Origin of the sequence: Pantoea sp. JK (assembly GCF_026130245.1) — a bacterium.
Taxonomy (GTDB): domain Bacteria; phylum Pseudomonadota; class Gammaproteobacteria; order Enterobacterales; family Enterobacteriaceae; genus Pantoea; species Pantoea trifolii.
Genome location: NZ_JAINFN010000013.1, coordinates 89,610 through 105,269, shown reverse-complemented (window position 1 = coordinate 105,269; position 15,660 = coordinate 89,610). Strand labels below are relative to the sequence as shown.

Here is a 15,660-nt window from a genome sequence, read left to right as displayed (position 1 = left end):
AACCTCACTGGCGAATAGGCAGGTAAACCGAGAATTCGGTGTGTCCTGGCCAACTGTTAAATTCTATTTTCCCTGAATGCTGATCGATCAGGCTACGGGCGATGGACAGACCTAAACCGGTGCCGCCTTCGCGTCCGCTAACCATCGGATAGAACAGGGTGTCTTGTAGCTGGGCCGGAATCCCTGGGCCATCATCTTCAATATCAATACGTGCAACTAAACGATAACGCGTGCCGTGCAGCGTGAGCTGGAAGGCCGTACGCGTGCGAATCACAATGGTACCGCCTTCATCGCCCAACGCTTGCAGCGCGTTACGCACCACATTCAACAGCACCTGTTCAATCTGGTCGGGATCGTGCGGCAGTTCCGGCAGGCTTGGATCGTAATCACGCACCAGCGAGACGTTATCCGGCAACTCCATCGACACCAGATTCACCACGCGCTCGGCGACCTGATGAATGCTTTGCGTTACGTGCAAGCCCGGCTGTTGCGGGCCGAGCAGGCGATCGACCAGATTACGCAGTCGATCGGCTTGCTCAATAATGATGCGTGTATATTCATGCAGGGAAGGATCGGGTAACGCGCGAGTCAGCAACTGCGCGGCACCACGTAATCCTCCCAGCGGGTTTTTGATTTCATGCGCCAGGCCGCGCACTAAATCGCGGGCCGCGACCTGCTGAGCATGCTGAATTTGTTCCTGGCTAAGACGACGTTGATTATCCATCGGCGCCATTTCCAGCAGAATAAAGCCATCCGGTAAGCGCTGTGCCGTGAGCGACATAATGTGCGCGCGGCCATCGACCACCAACGTGACTTCGCTATCGGTAAAGCCCTGGCCAGCTCCGAGACTCTCGCTCATCACCTCAATATTCAGCGAAAAATAGCCGGTTAATTCCGGTAATGGCGTGCCGAACAATTTACGTGAGCTTTGCGCCAGTAATTGCTGAGCCGCCGGATTGGCGTAATGGATAACTAAATCGTTATCGACCAGCAAAATACTGTTGATCAGGGAGTTGAGAATCTGCCCCGCGTCGGGCAGCGTGCCAGTTGCCATACAGCGTTCCTCTGCACTAATTTAGTGCATTATAGCCTTTCAGGACGGAAATCTGTGCTTCGAACCATGAATGCGCGGAGAAAAAAGCCCATCCGGAGATGGGCTAAAGTTTCCACGGCAATATAAAATCTTCGGCGTCTTTTACACCGCCGCTGCGTTGGCTGCACTCGTTCACCCGAGTCACTGAGTTATCTCAGCTCCCCGGGATTCTCTCGATTGCCGCCTTGCGGCGATGCAAAATCCGCGAATCTTTAATGCTGATTAAACGCTGTAGTACAGTTCGAACTCAACTGGGTGCGGAGTCATACGCACGCGGTCAACGTCTGACTTACGCAGTTCGATGTATGCATCGATAGCGTCATCAGTGAACACGCCGCCACGGGTCAGGAACTCGCGATCTTCGTTCAGTGCGTTCAGTGCTTCTTCCAGAGAACCTGCAACTTTTGGAATCTCAGCTTCTTCTTCCGGAGGCAGGTCATACAGGTTTTTGTCCATCGCATCGCCAGGGTGGATCTTGTTGATAACGCCATCAAGACCGGCCATCAGCAGCGCGGTGAATGCCAGGTATGGGTTAGCCGCTGGATCCGGGAAGCGTGCTTCGATACGACGTGCTTTCGGGCTAGCAACCACTGGGATACGGATAGAAGCAGAACGGTTACGGGCAGAGTAAGCCAGCATAACGGGCGCTTCGTAGCCTGGGACCAGACGCTTGTATGAGTTGGTGGTTGGGTTCGCCAGGGCGTTAATCGCTTTAGCGTGCTTAATGATACCGCCGATGTAGAACAGAGCAGTTTCAGACAGGCCGCCGTACTTGTCGCCAGAGAACAGGTTCACGCCGCCTTTTGACAGGGACATGTGGCAGTGCATACCAGAACCGTTATCACCGAACATTGGCTTAGGCATGAAGGTTGCAGTTTTGCCGTACGCGTGAGCGACGTTGTGCACCACGTATTTGTAGATCTGAATTTCGTCAGCTTTTTTGGTCATGGTGTTGAAGCGGGTTGCCACTTCGTTCTGACCAGCAGTCGCTACTTCGTGGTGATGTGCTTCAACCACCAGACCCATCTGCTCCATGGTCAGACACATGGCAGAACGGATGTCCTGTGCTGAGTCAACCGGTGGCACTGGGAAGTAACCGCCTTTCAGACCTGGACGGTGACCTTTGTTACCGCCTTCGTACTCTTTACCGGTGTTCCATGCTGCTTCGATATCGTCGATAGCAACGTGTGAACCTGAAGTAGAAGAACCGAAACGGATGTCATCGAACAGGAAGAACTCTGGCTCTGGTCCAAACAGCACGGTATCCGCGATGCCTGAAGAACGCAGGAACTCTTCTGCACGCTTAGCAATGGAGCGTGGGTCACGGTCATAGCCCTGCAGTGTGCCTGGCTCAAGGATGTCGCAACGGATGATCAGGGTCGAGTCTTCGAAGAACGGATCCATTACTGCAGTGGTTGCGTCCGGCATCAGCACCATGTCTGATTCGTTAATGCCTTTCCAGCCACCGATGGAGGAGCCATCGAACATTTTGCCTTCTTCGAAGAAGTCAGCGTTAACCTGGTGAGCAGGGATAGTAACGTGCTGTTCTTTACCTTTGGTATCGGTAAAACGCAGGTCAACAAACTTAACTTCATGCTCGTTCATCATCGAGAGAACGTGTTCAGCGGACATACTCAACTCTCCTGGAAATGGTCATTATCGTCATGGTGAGAGAACTTCGTTGCCGGGAATGTGTCATGACTGCTGACCATTCCTAACCAAAGATCTCGGCAAGCTCTATCAACCGTTTTATAACTGTCGTTTTCGCTTAAAATATATAAAGCGAATTCTGTGCCAACTTTATGACAATGGCGAAAATGGCGCTACAATGCGCCCTTTCGTGAGTCGAAGGCTGCACCAGGATGGATTGCATGCATCGTAATGGTGCGCCGCAGGTCAAGTTAAGCACTAATTTGGTGCAAATTGCCATCGCAGTGCAGATTAATGCACCGTAAACGGTGCTAAAAACCAGCGCTACGAGAAACTTTCGGCGAAATCTGTGATCATGTTCAGTCTTCCGCTTAATCCGTGTACAATACCGCGTTATTTCTATAATGCCTGAGGCAAAGCTGTGATCGAAAATTTGCGTAACATCGCCATCATCGCGCACGTTGACCATGGTAAGACCACCCTGGTTGACAAGCTGCTCCAACAGTCCGGTACTTTTGATGCTCGTACCGAAGCGACTGAGCGCGTAATGGACTCCAACGATTTGGAGAAAGAGCGTGGGATTACCATCCTCGCAAAAAACACCGCCATCAAATGGAATGACTACCGTATCAACATCGTTGATACCCCAGGACACGCCGACTTCGGTGGTGAAGTGGAGCGCGTCATGTCCATGGTGGATTCGGTGCTGCTGGTTGTAGATGCGATGGATGGCCCTATGCCGCAAACCCGCTTCGTAACCAAGAAAGCATTTGCTCATGGTTTGAAGCCGATTGTGGTTATCAACAAAGTTGACCGTCCGGGCGCGCGTCCTGATTGGGTTGTTGATCAGGTATTTGACCTGTTCGTTAACCTGGATGCGACTGACGAGCAGCTGGACTTCCCGATCATCTTCGCTTCGGCGTTGAATGGTATCGCGGGTCTGGAACACACCGACATGGCTGACGACATGACCCCGCTGTATCAGGCGATCGTTGACCACGTTTCTCCACCTCAGGTTGAAGTTGAAGCGCCACTGCAGATGCAAATCTCGCAGCTGGACTACAACAACTATCTGGGCGTGATCGGCATCGGCCGCATCAAGCGCGGTACCGTGAAGCCGAACCAGCAAGTCACTATCATTGATAGCGAAGGCAAAACCCGTAACGGTAAAGTCGGTAAAGTGCTGGGCCACCTTGGTCTGGAGCGTATCGAAAGCACCCTGGCGGAAGCGGGCGACATCATCGCGATCACCGGTCTGGGCGAGCTGAACATCTCTGACACCATCTGCGACACGCAGAATGTGGAAGCGTTGCCAGCCCTGAGCGTCGACGAACCAACCGTGACCATGTTCTTCAACGTGAACACCTCACCGTTCTGCGGTAAAGAAGGTAAGTTCGTGACTTCGCGCCAGATTCTGGAGCGTCTGAACAAAGAGCTGGTCCACAACGTGGCACTGCGCGTTGAAGAAACCGAAGATTCGGATGCGTTCCGCGTTTCTGGTCGTGGTGAGCTGCACTTGTCGGTTCTGATCGAGAACATGCGTCGTGAAGGTTTCGAGCTGGCGGTATCCCGTCCGAAAGTAATCTTCCGTGAGCACGAAGGCCGTAAGCAGGAGCCATTCGAAAACGTGACCCTCGACATCGAAGAAACCCACCAGGGTTCTGTGATGCAAGCGATGGGTGAGCGTAAAGGCGACCTGAAAAACATGGATCCAGATGGCAAAGGCCGTGTACGTCTTGACTACATGATCCCAAGCCGTGGTCTGATCGGCTTCCGTAACGAATTCATGACCATGACTTCAGGTACCGGTCTGCTGTACTCCACCTTCAGCCACTACGACGACGTTCGTCCAGGCGAAGTGGGCCAGCGTCAGAACGGCGTGCTGATCTCAAACGGTCAGGGTAAAGCGGTCGCGTTCGCCCTGTTCGGTCTGCAGGATCGCGGTAAGCTGTTCCTGGGTCACGGTGCGGAAGTGTATGAAGGCCAGATCATCGGTATTCACAGCCGTTCTAACGACCTGACAGTAAACTGCCTGACCGGTAAGAAACTGACCAACATGCGTGCGTCAGGTACTGACGAAGCCACCACTCTGGTTCCACCGCAGAAAATGACGCTGGAACAGGCTATCGAGTTCATCGATGATGACGAACTGGTAGAAGTGACTCCGTTGTCAGTCCGTATTCGTAAACGTCACCTGACCGAGAACGATCGTAAGCGTTCTTCTCGCGGCAGCAAAGAGTAAGCGAAACAGTCTGATATTGAGCCCCGCACTTGCGGGGCTTTTTTATGCCTGCAACCCGCTGCAACGCTCGCTTAATGAAGTTTGGCTCCGCCTCCAGATTACTGATTTCCCGCCTTTCGTCCCTGTTCAGCTCCCACTTTTGCCGCTAAAGTGAATGATCCAGGGAACGAAAAGAGGAGGCGTCATGCTGTACATCTTTGATTTAGGCAATGTGATTGTTGATATCGATTTCAATCGTGTGCTCGGCGTCTGGAGCGATTTGGGGCGCGTGCCGTTATCCACGCTGCAAAGTCGTTTCCGCATGGATGAGGCTTTTGAGCAACACGAACGCGGTGAAATCAGCGATCCGGAATTTGCTGCACGTATCTGCGACCAGCTGGATATCGCGCTGAGCTATCCGCAATTCACCGCTGGCTGGCAGGCGGTCTTTGTCGGCGTGCGTCCGGAAACGCTGGCGATCATGAACAAGCTGCGTGCCAAGGGCGAGCGCGTGGTGATCCTGTCCAATACCAATCAGCTGCACTTCGAGTTCTGGCCAACCCAATATCCCGATGTTCAACAGGCGGCCGATCATCTTTATATGTCGCAGGATATTGGCATGCGTAAGCCGGAAGCGCGCATCTATCACTATGTGCTGCAGCACGAAGGTTATCAGGCCAATCAGGCGGTGTTTTTCGATGATAACCAGGCCAATATCGACGCTGCGCGCGCGCTTGGTATTGAAAGCGTGCTGGTGGTTGATGATAAAACCGTGCCGGACTGGTTTGCGGGTCGTCTCTGAGTGCTGAACCAACGACATCTGCGCCACTCGGCGCATGCCTTTTATTTGTGGGTAAAACTGCTGTGGCGACGCATTGACGATGACAACATGACGACGCAGGCGGGTAATCTCGCCTACGTTTCATTGCTGGCATTGGTGCCGCTGATTGCCGTGGTGTTCGCGCTGTTTGCTGCTTTTCCGATGTTCTCGGATATCAGCGTGCAGTTGAAGAACTTCATTTTTACCAACTTCATCCCAGCAACGGGCGACGTGATTCAGCGTTATCTCGACCAGTTCGTCGCCAACGTCAATAAGATGACGGCGATTGGTATTGTGGGGTTGATCGTCACCGCGTTGCTGCTGATGCATTCGGTGGATAGCGCATTAAACGCCATCTGGCGCAGCGATAAGCCGCGTCCGATGGTCTATTCGTTTGCCGTTTACTGGATGATCTTAACGCTCGGGCCGCTGCTGGCGGGCGCAAGCTTAGCGCTCAGCTCCTATCTGTTATCGCTGCGGTGGTTGAGTGTGACAGGCGTAACCAGTCTGGTTGATCAGCTGCTCCGTATTTTCCCGCTGTGCCTCTCAATCCTCGCTTTCTGGCTGCTGTATAGCATTGTGCCGACGCGGCGCGTGCCCACGCGCGATGCACTTATCGGCGCCATCGTTGCCGGATTGCTGTTCGAGCTGGGCAAAAAAGGCTTTGCGCTCTATGTTACGATGTTCCCTTCGTATCAGTTAATTTACGGCGTTCTGGCGGTCATCCCCATTCTGTTCCTTTGGGTCTATTGGTCGTGGTGTATTGTGTTGTTAGGCGCGGAAATCACCGTCACGCTGGATGACTATCGCCAGCTAAAACAGCAGGAACGCGAAAAAGAACGTGAGGAAACATGATTGCTTTGATTCAGCGCGTCAGCCGCGCCAGTGTTAGCGTTGACGACGCAACAGTGGGCGAAATTGGCAATGGGTTATTGGTGTTATTGGGTGTGGAAAAGGGCGACGACGAACAAAAAGCGCAGCGTCTAACCGAGCGCGTGCTGGGCTACCGCATCTTTGCGGATGAGAACGACAAAATGAATCTCAATGTGCAGCAGGCAGGTGGCAGCGTGCTGGTGGTGTCGCAATTCACCCTCGCCGCAGATACCAATAAAGGTATGCGTCCCTCTTTCTCTGGCGGCGCAGAACCGGCGGAAGCCGAGCGCCTCTATGAATACTTTAGCGATTGCTGCCGAGCACAGGGCGTGGCCACCGCAAACGGGCGCTTCGCCGCCAATATGCAGGTTTCATTGGTAAACGATGGTCCGGTGACCTTCTGGTTACAGGTGTGAGGGTTTCAGCCGAGCGGCAAGGACTTAGCCACGTAAGCTTCGAACGAGAGAATCACTTTATGTATCATCTTCGCGTACCGCAAACGGCGGAAGAGCTGGATATGTATTACCAGTTCCGCTGGGAAATGTTACGAAAGCCGCTGCGTCAGCCGCAGGGTTCTGAGCGTGATGCCTGGGATGCGCTGGCACATCATCAAATGGTGGTGGATGAGCAGGGCAAACCGGTGGCGATCGGTCGTCTGTACATCAACGCTGAGAACGAAGCGGCGATTCGCTTCCTTGCCGTGCATCCTTCCGTGCAGGGCAAAGGTCTTGGCACGCTGGTGGCGATGACGCTGGAATCGGTTGCGCGTCAGGAAGGAGCGAAACGCGTCACCTGTAGCGCGCGTGAAGACGCGGTCGAATTCTTCGCCAAGCTTGGCTACGTCAATCAGGGTGAAATCACCGCGCCGCAAACCACGCCGGTGCGCCACTTCCTGATGATCAAACCGGTGGTGACGCTCGACGATATTCTGCATCGCGCCGACTGGTGCGGACAGCTGCAACAAGCCTGGTATGAGCACATCCCGTTGAGTGAAAAAATGGGCGTGCGCATTCTGCAATACACCGGGCAGAAATTCGTTACCACCATGCCCGAAGCGGGCAACCAGAATCCCCATCACACCTTATTTGCGGGCAGCCTGTTTTCGCTCGCCACGCTCACCGGTTGGGGTTTAATTTGGCTGCTGCTGCGCGAGCGCCATCTCGGTGGCACCATTATTCTGGCGGATGCGCATATTCGCTACAGCAAACCGATCAGCGGCCGTCCGGGCGCGATTGCCGATCTCGGATCGCTCAGCGGCGATCTAGACCGTTTGGCGCGAGGCCGCAAAGCGCGTGTACAGATGGAAGTGGAGCTGTTTGGTGATGATGAGCTGGGCGCGGTATTCGAAGGCGTGTATATCGTCTTGCCCGCCGATTCGGACGGGGCGCTGGAGGAGGGCGGTTCCGGCGCTCGTATCAACTAACACGTAGGGTCGCCATTCATGGCGACCTTTCTATTTTACCTCACTGAACCTGCCCGCCCCGCATCGTCTGCTGCACCGACTGCGCATCGGTCGTCACTGACAACGTACCCTCCACGCTTGGGCGCAGCGGCGCGCTGGCGTTCAACGAACCTTTCACCTGCAGCTGCAAATTACTGTTGCCACTTAACTGCAGCGTAGGCCAACCCCAATTTCCCAGCACGTTTGCCGGCACAGCCTGGCCTTTCAGATTCAGCGTCAGCGGACGTTGCGCATCCTGCCCAACCGTTGCTGAACCTTCCAGTAAACCGCTGCCGTTAAAGGCGCTCAACTCCGTTACCTGAATCTGCTGGTCATTGGCATTCAGCGCAATGGATGGATGGCGCAGATCGGTGCGATTGAAGGTGGCTTCAGCCGCGTTGAAGCTGGCTTTACCGGCCCAGATTCCCCACTGATGTTGACGTGCCAGCAGCAGGTTATCCGCGCTGCCATCCAGTGACGTCATCTGGAACGGGAACGCCGGATTGATATCAATAATCAGGTTACGGTTGGCGGTAGCGCGGGTTATCAGCACGCTATCCAGCCAATCCGGTAAGGTTTGCTGCCAGCGCTCACGCCAGTTTTGCGGCAAGGTATATTCCAGCCCGGCGACCGCCAGTTCATCCAGCGTTAAACGTTTGTCGCTGCGCGTCCAGTTGCCGCTGGCGCGCACCACGCCATTCACCCAACGCGAACTGAACTGCGTCAGCGCGATACCCTGCGGCGAGAGATCGGCATTAACGATAGGATCGTTGAGCTCAAAGCCACCGTTAATGAAATTCCCGGCGTTCATGGAGAGAGAGCCGCCATCGCTTTCCCAATCATCGCCGCGCAGCGTGACATTTTTCAGGGTTAAATCGAGATCGGTCACCGCCCAATCCGGTCCTTGCAGGCGCGCATCGGTCATATCCAGTCGGTTGATGCTCACTGATGGCACATCGCGCAGCGGATTGAGGAAGTCGCTCATGCTTTGATGGGTTTGCAAACGGATATCGTTGAGGCGCAGTTGGTCGATCTTCCAGTTACCCTGCGCATCACGTTCGGCGTTGCCGGTCATCGAACCGCGCGCCAGATCGGCACCGATATTGCTCAGCACCAGACGACGTTGCTTAATGCTGCCCTGCAGCAGCACGTTGTTGCCCGGCACACCATCCAGCGTCAGAGTGCCGGCGCTGATCTGGAACTGCGCGTCGCTGCCCAGCACGTCGTTAGGCAGCGGTTTCCACGGCAGAAGACCGCCGTTCACGCGCTGAGCGGTCATCGGCAACGCGCTATGCGGATTCTCAATGCGCACGTTATTCAGCTGCAGGCGATTGGCCTGAATCGGCAGCGTGGTATCGGGCGCTTGATTAGCCAGATTGATTTCACCGTCGCGTATTTCGATGCTGTTGAAGTGCAGCGGATCGCTAAACTGAACCAGCGCAAGGCCGAGATCAACGCGTTTCGCCACCAACACGGCGGGCTGGCCATCATGGCCAAAGCTGAAGTCATCGAGAATGATGTGCGAAGGAGAGGAGAAGCCGTGCTCAATCTTGCTGAGAGAGAGATGCCAGGCGGTTTTATCGCTTACCCAGCGGCTAAACCAACCTGCGCCCCATTGTGTTTGCAGCAACACATACAGCACTACCAGCGCCAGCAGAATTAGCAGCAGTAAGGTAAGGAAAAACTTGCCTAAAAATTTCATCGCACTCATCCATCCCGATATTTATCCGGTGAGTGGTTGTTATGCCTGAATTACCGTTACAGCTCAACAGCCTGGATGTAAATGCGGATAAATATCAGGCAGGCCGAAGCCTGCCGTCTGGATTACTTTTCTTGCGGGAAGATCAGGTTCAGCACGATGGCGGTAATACCACCGGCCGCAATACCAGATGAAAGCAGGGTTTTCAGCCAGTCTGGGGCAAATTGCAGAATCAGCGGCTGCTGAGAAACGCCCAAACCGACCGCCAGCGACAGCGCGATAATCATGATGGCACGACGATTCAGCGGCTCGCGTGAAACAATGCGCACGCCAGACGCGGCGATGGTACCGAACATCACAATGGTTGCTCCGCCCAGCACCGGTTCCGGAATGTGCTGCACAAAACCGCTCACGGCCGGGAACAGGCCAAGCACGATCAGCATCAGCGCCACGACAAACCCCACATAGCGGCTGGCAACGCCGGTAAGCTGAATCACGCCGTTGTTCTGGCCAAAACAGGAGTTCGGGAAAGTATTGAACAGCGCCGAGACAAAGGAGTTAAGCCCGTTTGCCAACACGCCGCCTTTCAGACGCTTCATATACAGCGGACCACTCACCGGCTGCTCGGAAACATCAGAGGTCGCGGTGATGTCGCCAATGGTTTCCAATGAGGTCACCATAAACACCAGCATCAGCGGAATCAGCAGATTCCAGTCAAAGCCCAGCCCATAGTAGAGCGGCGATGGCACGGCAATCAGCGGCTGATCGGCTGTCGTGCTGGTGGCAGGCAGCATATCCAGCGCCCAGGCCAGCGCATAACCTACCGCCATCGCGATCACCAGCGAAGCCACGCGCAGATAAGCATTACGCTGACGATTAAGCAGGATAATCACCACCAATACCGAAGCTGCCAGCAATAAGTTTTTCGGGGCACCGAACGTGTGATCGCTCATCGCAGCAAAGCCGCCGCCGATAGAGGTCAAACCGACCTGAATCAACGACAGACCAATAATCATCACCACAATGCCGGAAACCAGCGGCGTAATGATGCGGCGCGCCAGGTGCAGCACGCGTGACAGCACCATTTCGGTACACGACGCCACCATCAGCGTGCCAAACAGCGCCGCCATCATGGTTGGTACATCAACGCCGCCGTTTTTCAGCGCCATACCGCCCATGATCAGCGGCGTGACGAAGTTAAAACTGGTGCCCTGAATCGACAACAGGCCGGAACCCACCGGTCCCCAGGTTTTGATTTGCAGAATGGATGCCACGCCCGAGGCAAACAGCGACATGCTGATGATGTGCTGCGTATCCTGCGCCGGTAAACCCAGCGCCTGGCAAATTAATAGCGCGGGCGTAATCACCGCGACAAACATCGCCAGCAAATGCTGGCAGGCAGCAAACAAGGTTTGTGGTAACGGTGGACGATCTTCGAGGCGGTAAATCAGTTCACTTTTCGGGCTTGCAGCGCTGGCAGGCTGGCGAGTTTCAGCGGTGTTGACGGACATGGTGGACGTTCTCAATTACAACAAAGGGGCGATTTTAAACGGTTGCGTTGTGAAAGCAATCGTTTGCAATGCCCCTTTTTACTTCCGTTGATCTAGAGCGTAAACACCGTGCGGCAGCGGCTATCATCTTCCTGCCACGCCAGCGCAATGTCACTCAGCGGGCGCATCTGGAAGGCGATGGAAAAATCGCTCTCGGCGGCGGCCGTCAGCATTTCACCGATGCAGGCGATCAACTCTTTATCCGACACGCTGCCGAGGCCGCTGCCCATTAATGTCAGCCCGGACGAGCGCAGCAGCTTGCTGTGCAGGGTAATTTCCTGTCCGCTTAAGGAACCGATTTGCACAAAGCGCACCGTTTTTTCACCACCCGCCACGGCGGCGTGCATGATATCGAGCGCGCTCTGTCCCCACAGATAATCCAGCACCACATCAACGCCTTCTTTCATCAACGCCGGTAATGCGCCAGGCAATTCATCCAGCGAGAAAGTGAGGTCAGCACCCTGCGCACGCAGTTGATCCAGCGCGGCGCGATTACGCCCGGTGGCAATGATTTTTCCTGCGCCCAGATGCTGTGCAATACGCACCGCTAAACCGCCCGACGTGCCGGTTGCGCCATTGATCAATACAGTTTCACCGGTGCGCAGCTGGGCGCGTCGGGTTAATGCTGCCCAGGATGACATGCCCGGATTCGCCAGCGCGGCGGCCAGCACCGGATCCAGTGTGGCCGGCAACGAAATGATGCTTTCGGCGGGCACTAAGGTTCTTTCCGCCATGCTGCCCCACGGCGCATCAAAAGCGAGAAAGTAAACCGGATCGCCATTGCTCAGCGTGCCGGTACCATCAATGCCGGTAATAAAGGGATAGTGCGCGGCCGCGCTGTAATGGGTACCGGCGGCGCGTGCTTTCGCTAGCTGGCTGACGGCGGCGGCTGTTACTGTCACCACCACATGGCTTTCATCAGCCTGCGGTTCAGGGAAATCACCGTAAACCGGCAGTTCACCTGCCGCGGAAACAATCGCTGCTTTCATGCTTTCACCTTCAGTTAAGTGGAAACTATGTGTAATATGCACACATTAGGCTTGCCTCGGGATAACGTCAATGAAAAGTGTGCAAAATACACATAATAGTGCAGCATTCGATGATCTACATAATGCGCTGCTGATGATTGTTGGAACCTTCAACCGTCCGCAACGTGATGAATTACTGATAAAAGAGTCGAATATTCAGCTCGATCGCGCGCTGTTTCCTCTGCTGATTCAGATCGGTCGCTTCGGCCCAATTGGCGTGGTCGAACTGGCGGAGCGTGCCGGGCGTGATTACACCACGGTGAGTCGTCAGGTGGCGAAGCTGGAGGAGTTAGGGTTGGCGCAGCGGCAGAAAAACGCCAAAGACAAACGGGTGAATGAAGCGGTGATCACGGCGGCAGGTAAAGCGATGACCGACAAGATCGATGCGGCGCGCGCGCAGATCTATCAGAACCTGTTTGCCAGCTGGTCGGATGAAGAGCGCGCCGAGCTGGCGCGTCTGCTGCAGAAATTTGTCGGGGATTTTATGGCTATCGATAAAGCGATAACGTCAGATTAAGCGTTGCTGTAGCGCTCGGTTTCCGGCAGCCAGCGCTCAATCAGTGCCTGCGCCTGCTCGGGATAGTGCTGGTGGATATGACGCGCCACGCGCTGAACTTCGGGAATCATGCCCTGATCGCGCAGCAAATCCGCCACTTTAAACTCGGCGTTGCCGGTTTGACGTGTGCCGAGCATCTCACCTGGACCACGAATCTCCAGATCGTGCTGAGCAATCACGAAGCCGTCGTTGCTATCGCGCAGCACCTGCAAACGCTTCTGCGCGGTTTTGCTGAGCGGCGCTTTGTACAGCAACACGCAGTGTGAGGCGACAGCACCACGGCCCACGCGGCCGCGCAGCTGATGCAGCTGGGCCAAACCGAGACGTTCCGGGTTTTCGATAATCATCAGGCTGGCATTCGGCACATCCACGCCCACTTCGATAACCGTGGTGGCAATCAGCAGCTGGATTTCATTGGCCTTAAACGCCGCCATTACCGCCTGTTTTTCGGCGGGCTTCATGCGGCCGTGCACCAGACCAATCTGCAAATCGGGCAGGGCCACTTTCAGCTCTTCCCACGTTGCTTCCGCAGCCTGCGCTTCCAACACTTCCGACTCTTCAATCAGCGTACATACCCAATAAGCCTGACGTCCTTCGTGACAGGCACTTTGCACGCGGGTAATGATCTCACTGCGGCGGCTATCGGGAATCGCCACCGTGGTGACCGGCGTACGGCCTGGCGGTAATTCGTCGATGGTGGAGGTATCGAGATCGGCGTAAGCGGTCATTGCCAGCGTGCGCGGAATCGGCGTGGCGGTCATGATCAGCTGATGCGGATGGAAACCTTGTTCCTCACCTTTTTCCCACAAGGCTAAGCGCTGATGTACGCCAAAGCGGTGCTGTTCATCGATGATTACCAGCGCCATGCCGTTGAATTTTACCTGCTCCTGGAACAGCGCGTGGGTGCCGACCACCATCGCGACCTGGCCGCTGGCGATCGCTTCCTGCTGTGCTTCACGCGCTTTGCCTTTCTGCTTACCCGCCAGCCAGCCCACTTCGATTTCCAGCGGTGCAAACCACTGGCGGAAATTGTTGGCATGCTGCTCGGCCAGCAGTTCAGTCGGCGCCATCAGCGCCACCTGTTTGCCGTGCGCGATGACGTTCAGTGCCGCCAGAGCGGCCACCAGCGTTTTGCCGGAGCCAACATCGCCCTGCACCAAGCGCATCATCGGAAAATCGTTGGCCAGATCTTTTTCGATTTCTGCCACCACGCGTTTTTGCGCACCGGTTGGCGAGAAGGGCAGCGCCGCCAGCAGCTGATCAACCAGCTCGTGGCGCGCCGTCATCGGCAGCGCATGATGGCGCTGCGCACCGGCGCGTACCGCCAGCATGCTGAGGTTATGTGCCAGCAGCTCTTCCAGAATTAAACGTTTTTGTGCCGGATGGCGGCCGGTTTCCAGCTCGCTCAGACGCAAATCCGGCGGCGGACGATGCAGCGTTCGCAGGGCATCCGGCAGGCTAATCAGCCCGCCGCTCAGTTCTGACGGCAGCAGCTCGGCAATCGGGCAGCTTTCCAGCAGCGTCAACGCCTGATCGGTGAGATTGCGCAGTGTTGCCTGACGAATGCCTTCGGTGGTGGGATAAACCGGCGTCAGGGTTTCCTGCAGCTCAACGCCGCCTTGTTCGCCCTGCACGCGATACTCGGGATGAATGATTTCAGCACCGCGCTGACCGCGTTTAATCTCGCCATAGGCGGTAACGCGACGGCCCGGCGACAGGCTGTTTTTCATCCCGGCATTGAAATTGAAGAAGCGCATGGTCAGCATGCCGCTGCCATCGCTGATCTGGCACACCAACATGCGGCGGCGACCAAATGTGATTTCGCTGTTCAGCACTTCACCTTCCACCGTGGCATAAACGCCCGGCAGCAGGTCATTGATTTTATACAGTTGGGTGCGGTCTTCGTAGCGCAGTGGCAGATGCAGCAGTAAATCCTGAATGGTAAACAGGCCAAGTTTGGCCAGCTTGCCCGCCTGACTGGCGCCGACGCCGGTCAGGGTACTGAGCGGGATGGCATCCAGCAGACGGCCTTTCATTTTCTACCCGTCGATTGCATGGTGGCCCACCAATCGGCATCGGCTTCCACTTCGCCCTGGCCATTGATGTACGGATAAGGCAGATTTTTTTGTTTGGCGACGCGCGCCAGCACCGGATAACCGCCTTCAAACAGCAAACGCTGTTGCTCATCTTCATCCAGCAGGCTGTAGGTGCGTTGATACATGCCGGCATTCTGTCGCTGACGTTGTGCTTCATACAAAATCAGCGCGGAAGCCACCGAGACATTGAGCGACTGCACCATGCCGACCATCGGCACAATGATGTCCTGATCGGCCAGCGCCAGCGCTTCAGCGGTAATACCGGTTTTTTCCTGCCCCATCAGAATGCAGGTCGGTTTGGTGTAATCGATGTCGCGAAAATCTACCGCTTTGGCCGACAGATTGGTCGCCAGCACCTGCATGCCTTCATCCTTCAGATGACGCACCGCATCTGCAATATGCAGATGCGTTTTGACCTTCACCCAACTATTGCTGCCAGCCGAAGCGGAAACCATGGTGCGCATACGCACGCTTGGCCAGACGGCGTGCACTTCATGAATGCCCACCGCATCGGCGGTACGGATCACTGCCGAGACGTTATGCGGTTTATGCACCTGTTCCATGCAGACGGTGAGATCGTGCTGGCGCAGGGCCAGCATCTCCTGAATTCGGGCAAAACGTTGAGCGTTCATG

The 15,660-nt window shown here is 55.5% G+C and carries 13 protein-coding genes; 6 read left to right on the top strand and 7 right to left on the bottom strand.

Annotated features, from left to right (window positions below):
• Positions 1 to 4: 4 nt before the first annotated feature.
• Positions 5 to 1,054, bottom strand: a complete 1,050-nt coding sequence (gene glnL / locus PanJK_RS22460) for a nitrogen regulation protein NR(II) (RefSeq protein ID WP_008109798.1) — start codon at positions 1,052 to 1,054, stop codon at positions 5 to 7.
• Positions 1,055 to 1,315: 261 nt separating this feature from the next.
• Complete coding sequence (glnA, locus tag PanJK_RS22455) at positions 1,316 to 2,725, bottom strand: glutamate--ammonia ligase (RefSeq protein WP_256697869.1); 1,410 nt, start codon at positions 2,723 to 2,725, stop codon at positions 1,316 to 1,318.
• Positions 2,726 to 3,164: 439 nt separating this feature from the next.
• Between glnA and typA the strand changes: the two genes are divergently transcribed.
• From typA to fabY, 5 genes are all read left to right on the top strand, one after another.
• Positions 3,165 to 4,985, top strand: a complete 1,821-nt coding sequence (gene typA, locus PanJK_RS22450) for a ribosome-dependent GTPase TypA (RefSeq protein ID WP_008109794.1) — start codon at positions 3,165 to 3,167, stop codon at positions 4,983 to 4,985.
• 184 nt (positions 4,986 to 5,169) lie between these two features.
• Positions 5,170 to 5,766 carry a glucose-1-phosphatase gene (yihX, locus tag PanJK_RS22445; protein WP_265303110.1) on the top strand — a complete coding sequence of 199 codons (597 nt, stop codon included), beginning with the start codon at positions 5,170 to 5,172 and terminating at the stop codon, positions 5,764 to 5,766.
• A gap of 3 nt (positions 5,767 to 5,769) precedes the next feature.
• Positions 5,770 to 6,639, top strand: a complete 870-nt coding sequence (locus tag PanJK_RS22440) for a virulence factor BrkB family protein (RefSeq protein WP_154183215.1) — start codon at positions 5,770 to 5,772, stop codon at positions 6,637 to 6,639.
• Positions 6,636 to 7,073, top strand: coding sequence for a D-aminoacyl-tRNA deacylase (gene dtd, locus PanJK_RS22435; RefSeq protein ID WP_265303107.1), 438 nt, complete (start codon positions 6,636 to 6,638; stop codon positions 7,071 to 7,073). The genes PanJK_RS22440 and dtd overlap by 4 nt, the downstream gene beginning before the upstream one ends.
• 59 nt (positions 7,074 to 7,132) lie before the next feature.
• Positions 7,133 to 8,080, top strand: coding sequence for a fatty acid biosynthesis protein FabY (fabY, locus tag PanJK_RS22430; RefSeq protein WP_008109787.1), 948 nt, complete (start codon positions 7,133 to 7,135; stop codon positions 8,078 to 8,080).
• Between the two features lie 40 nt (positions 8,081 to 8,120).
• On the opposite strand, the gene PanJK_RS22425 is transcribed toward fabY, so the two are convergent.
• From PanJK_RS22425 to PanJK_RS22415, 3 genes are all read right to left on the bottom strand, one after another.
• A complete protein-coding gene (locus tag PanJK_RS22425; protein WP_265303104.1) occupies positions 8,121 to 9,800 on the bottom strand; it encodes an AsmA family protein in 1,680 nt (559 codons plus the stop codon).
• Between the two features lie 122 nt (positions 9,801 to 9,922).
• Positions 9,923 to 11,308: a nucleobase:cation symporter-2 family protein gene (locus tag PanJK_RS22420; RefSeq protein WP_265303102.1), complete on the bottom strand. Its 1,386-nt coding sequence runs from the start codon at positions 11,306 to 11,308 to the stop codon at positions 9,923 to 9,925.
• A gap of 92 nt (positions 11,309 to 11,400) precedes the next feature.
• Complete coding sequence (locus PanJK_RS22415) at positions 11,401 to 12,336, bottom strand: quinone oxidoreductase family protein (RefSeq protein WP_265303099.1); 936 nt, start codon at positions 12,334 to 12,336, stop codon at positions 11,401 to 11,403.
• 70 nt (positions 12,337 to 12,406) lie between these two features.
• Between PanJK_RS22415 and PanJK_RS22410 the strand changes: the two genes are divergently transcribed.
• Positions 12,407 to 12,892, top strand: a complete 486-nt coding sequence (locus PanJK_RS22410) for a MarR family winged helix-turn-helix transcriptional regulator (RefSeq protein WP_265303097.1) — start codon at positions 12,407 to 12,409, stop codon at positions 12,890 to 12,892.
• On the opposite strand, the gene recG is transcribed toward PanJK_RS22410, so the two are convergent.
• Together recG and trmH are read right to left on the bottom strand one after the other, a co-directional pair.
• Positions 12,889 to 14,967, bottom strand: a complete 2,079-nt coding sequence (gene recG / locus PanJK_RS22405; RefSeq protein WP_265303094.1) for an ATP-dependent DNA helicase RecG — start codon at positions 14,965 to 14,967, stop codon at positions 12,889 to 12,891. The two genes, PanJK_RS22410 and recG, sit on opposite strands and share 4 nt — an antisense overlap.
• Complete coding sequence (gene trmH, locus PanJK_RS22400; RefSeq protein ID WP_176971639.1) at positions 14,964 to 15,659, bottom strand: tRNA (guanosine(18)-2'-O)-methyltransferase TrmH; 696 nt, start codon at positions 15,657 to 15,659, stop codon at positions 14,964 to 14,966. Before trmH ends, recG begins: the two co-directional genes overlap by 4 nt.
• Position 15,660: the final 1 nt, after the last annotated feature.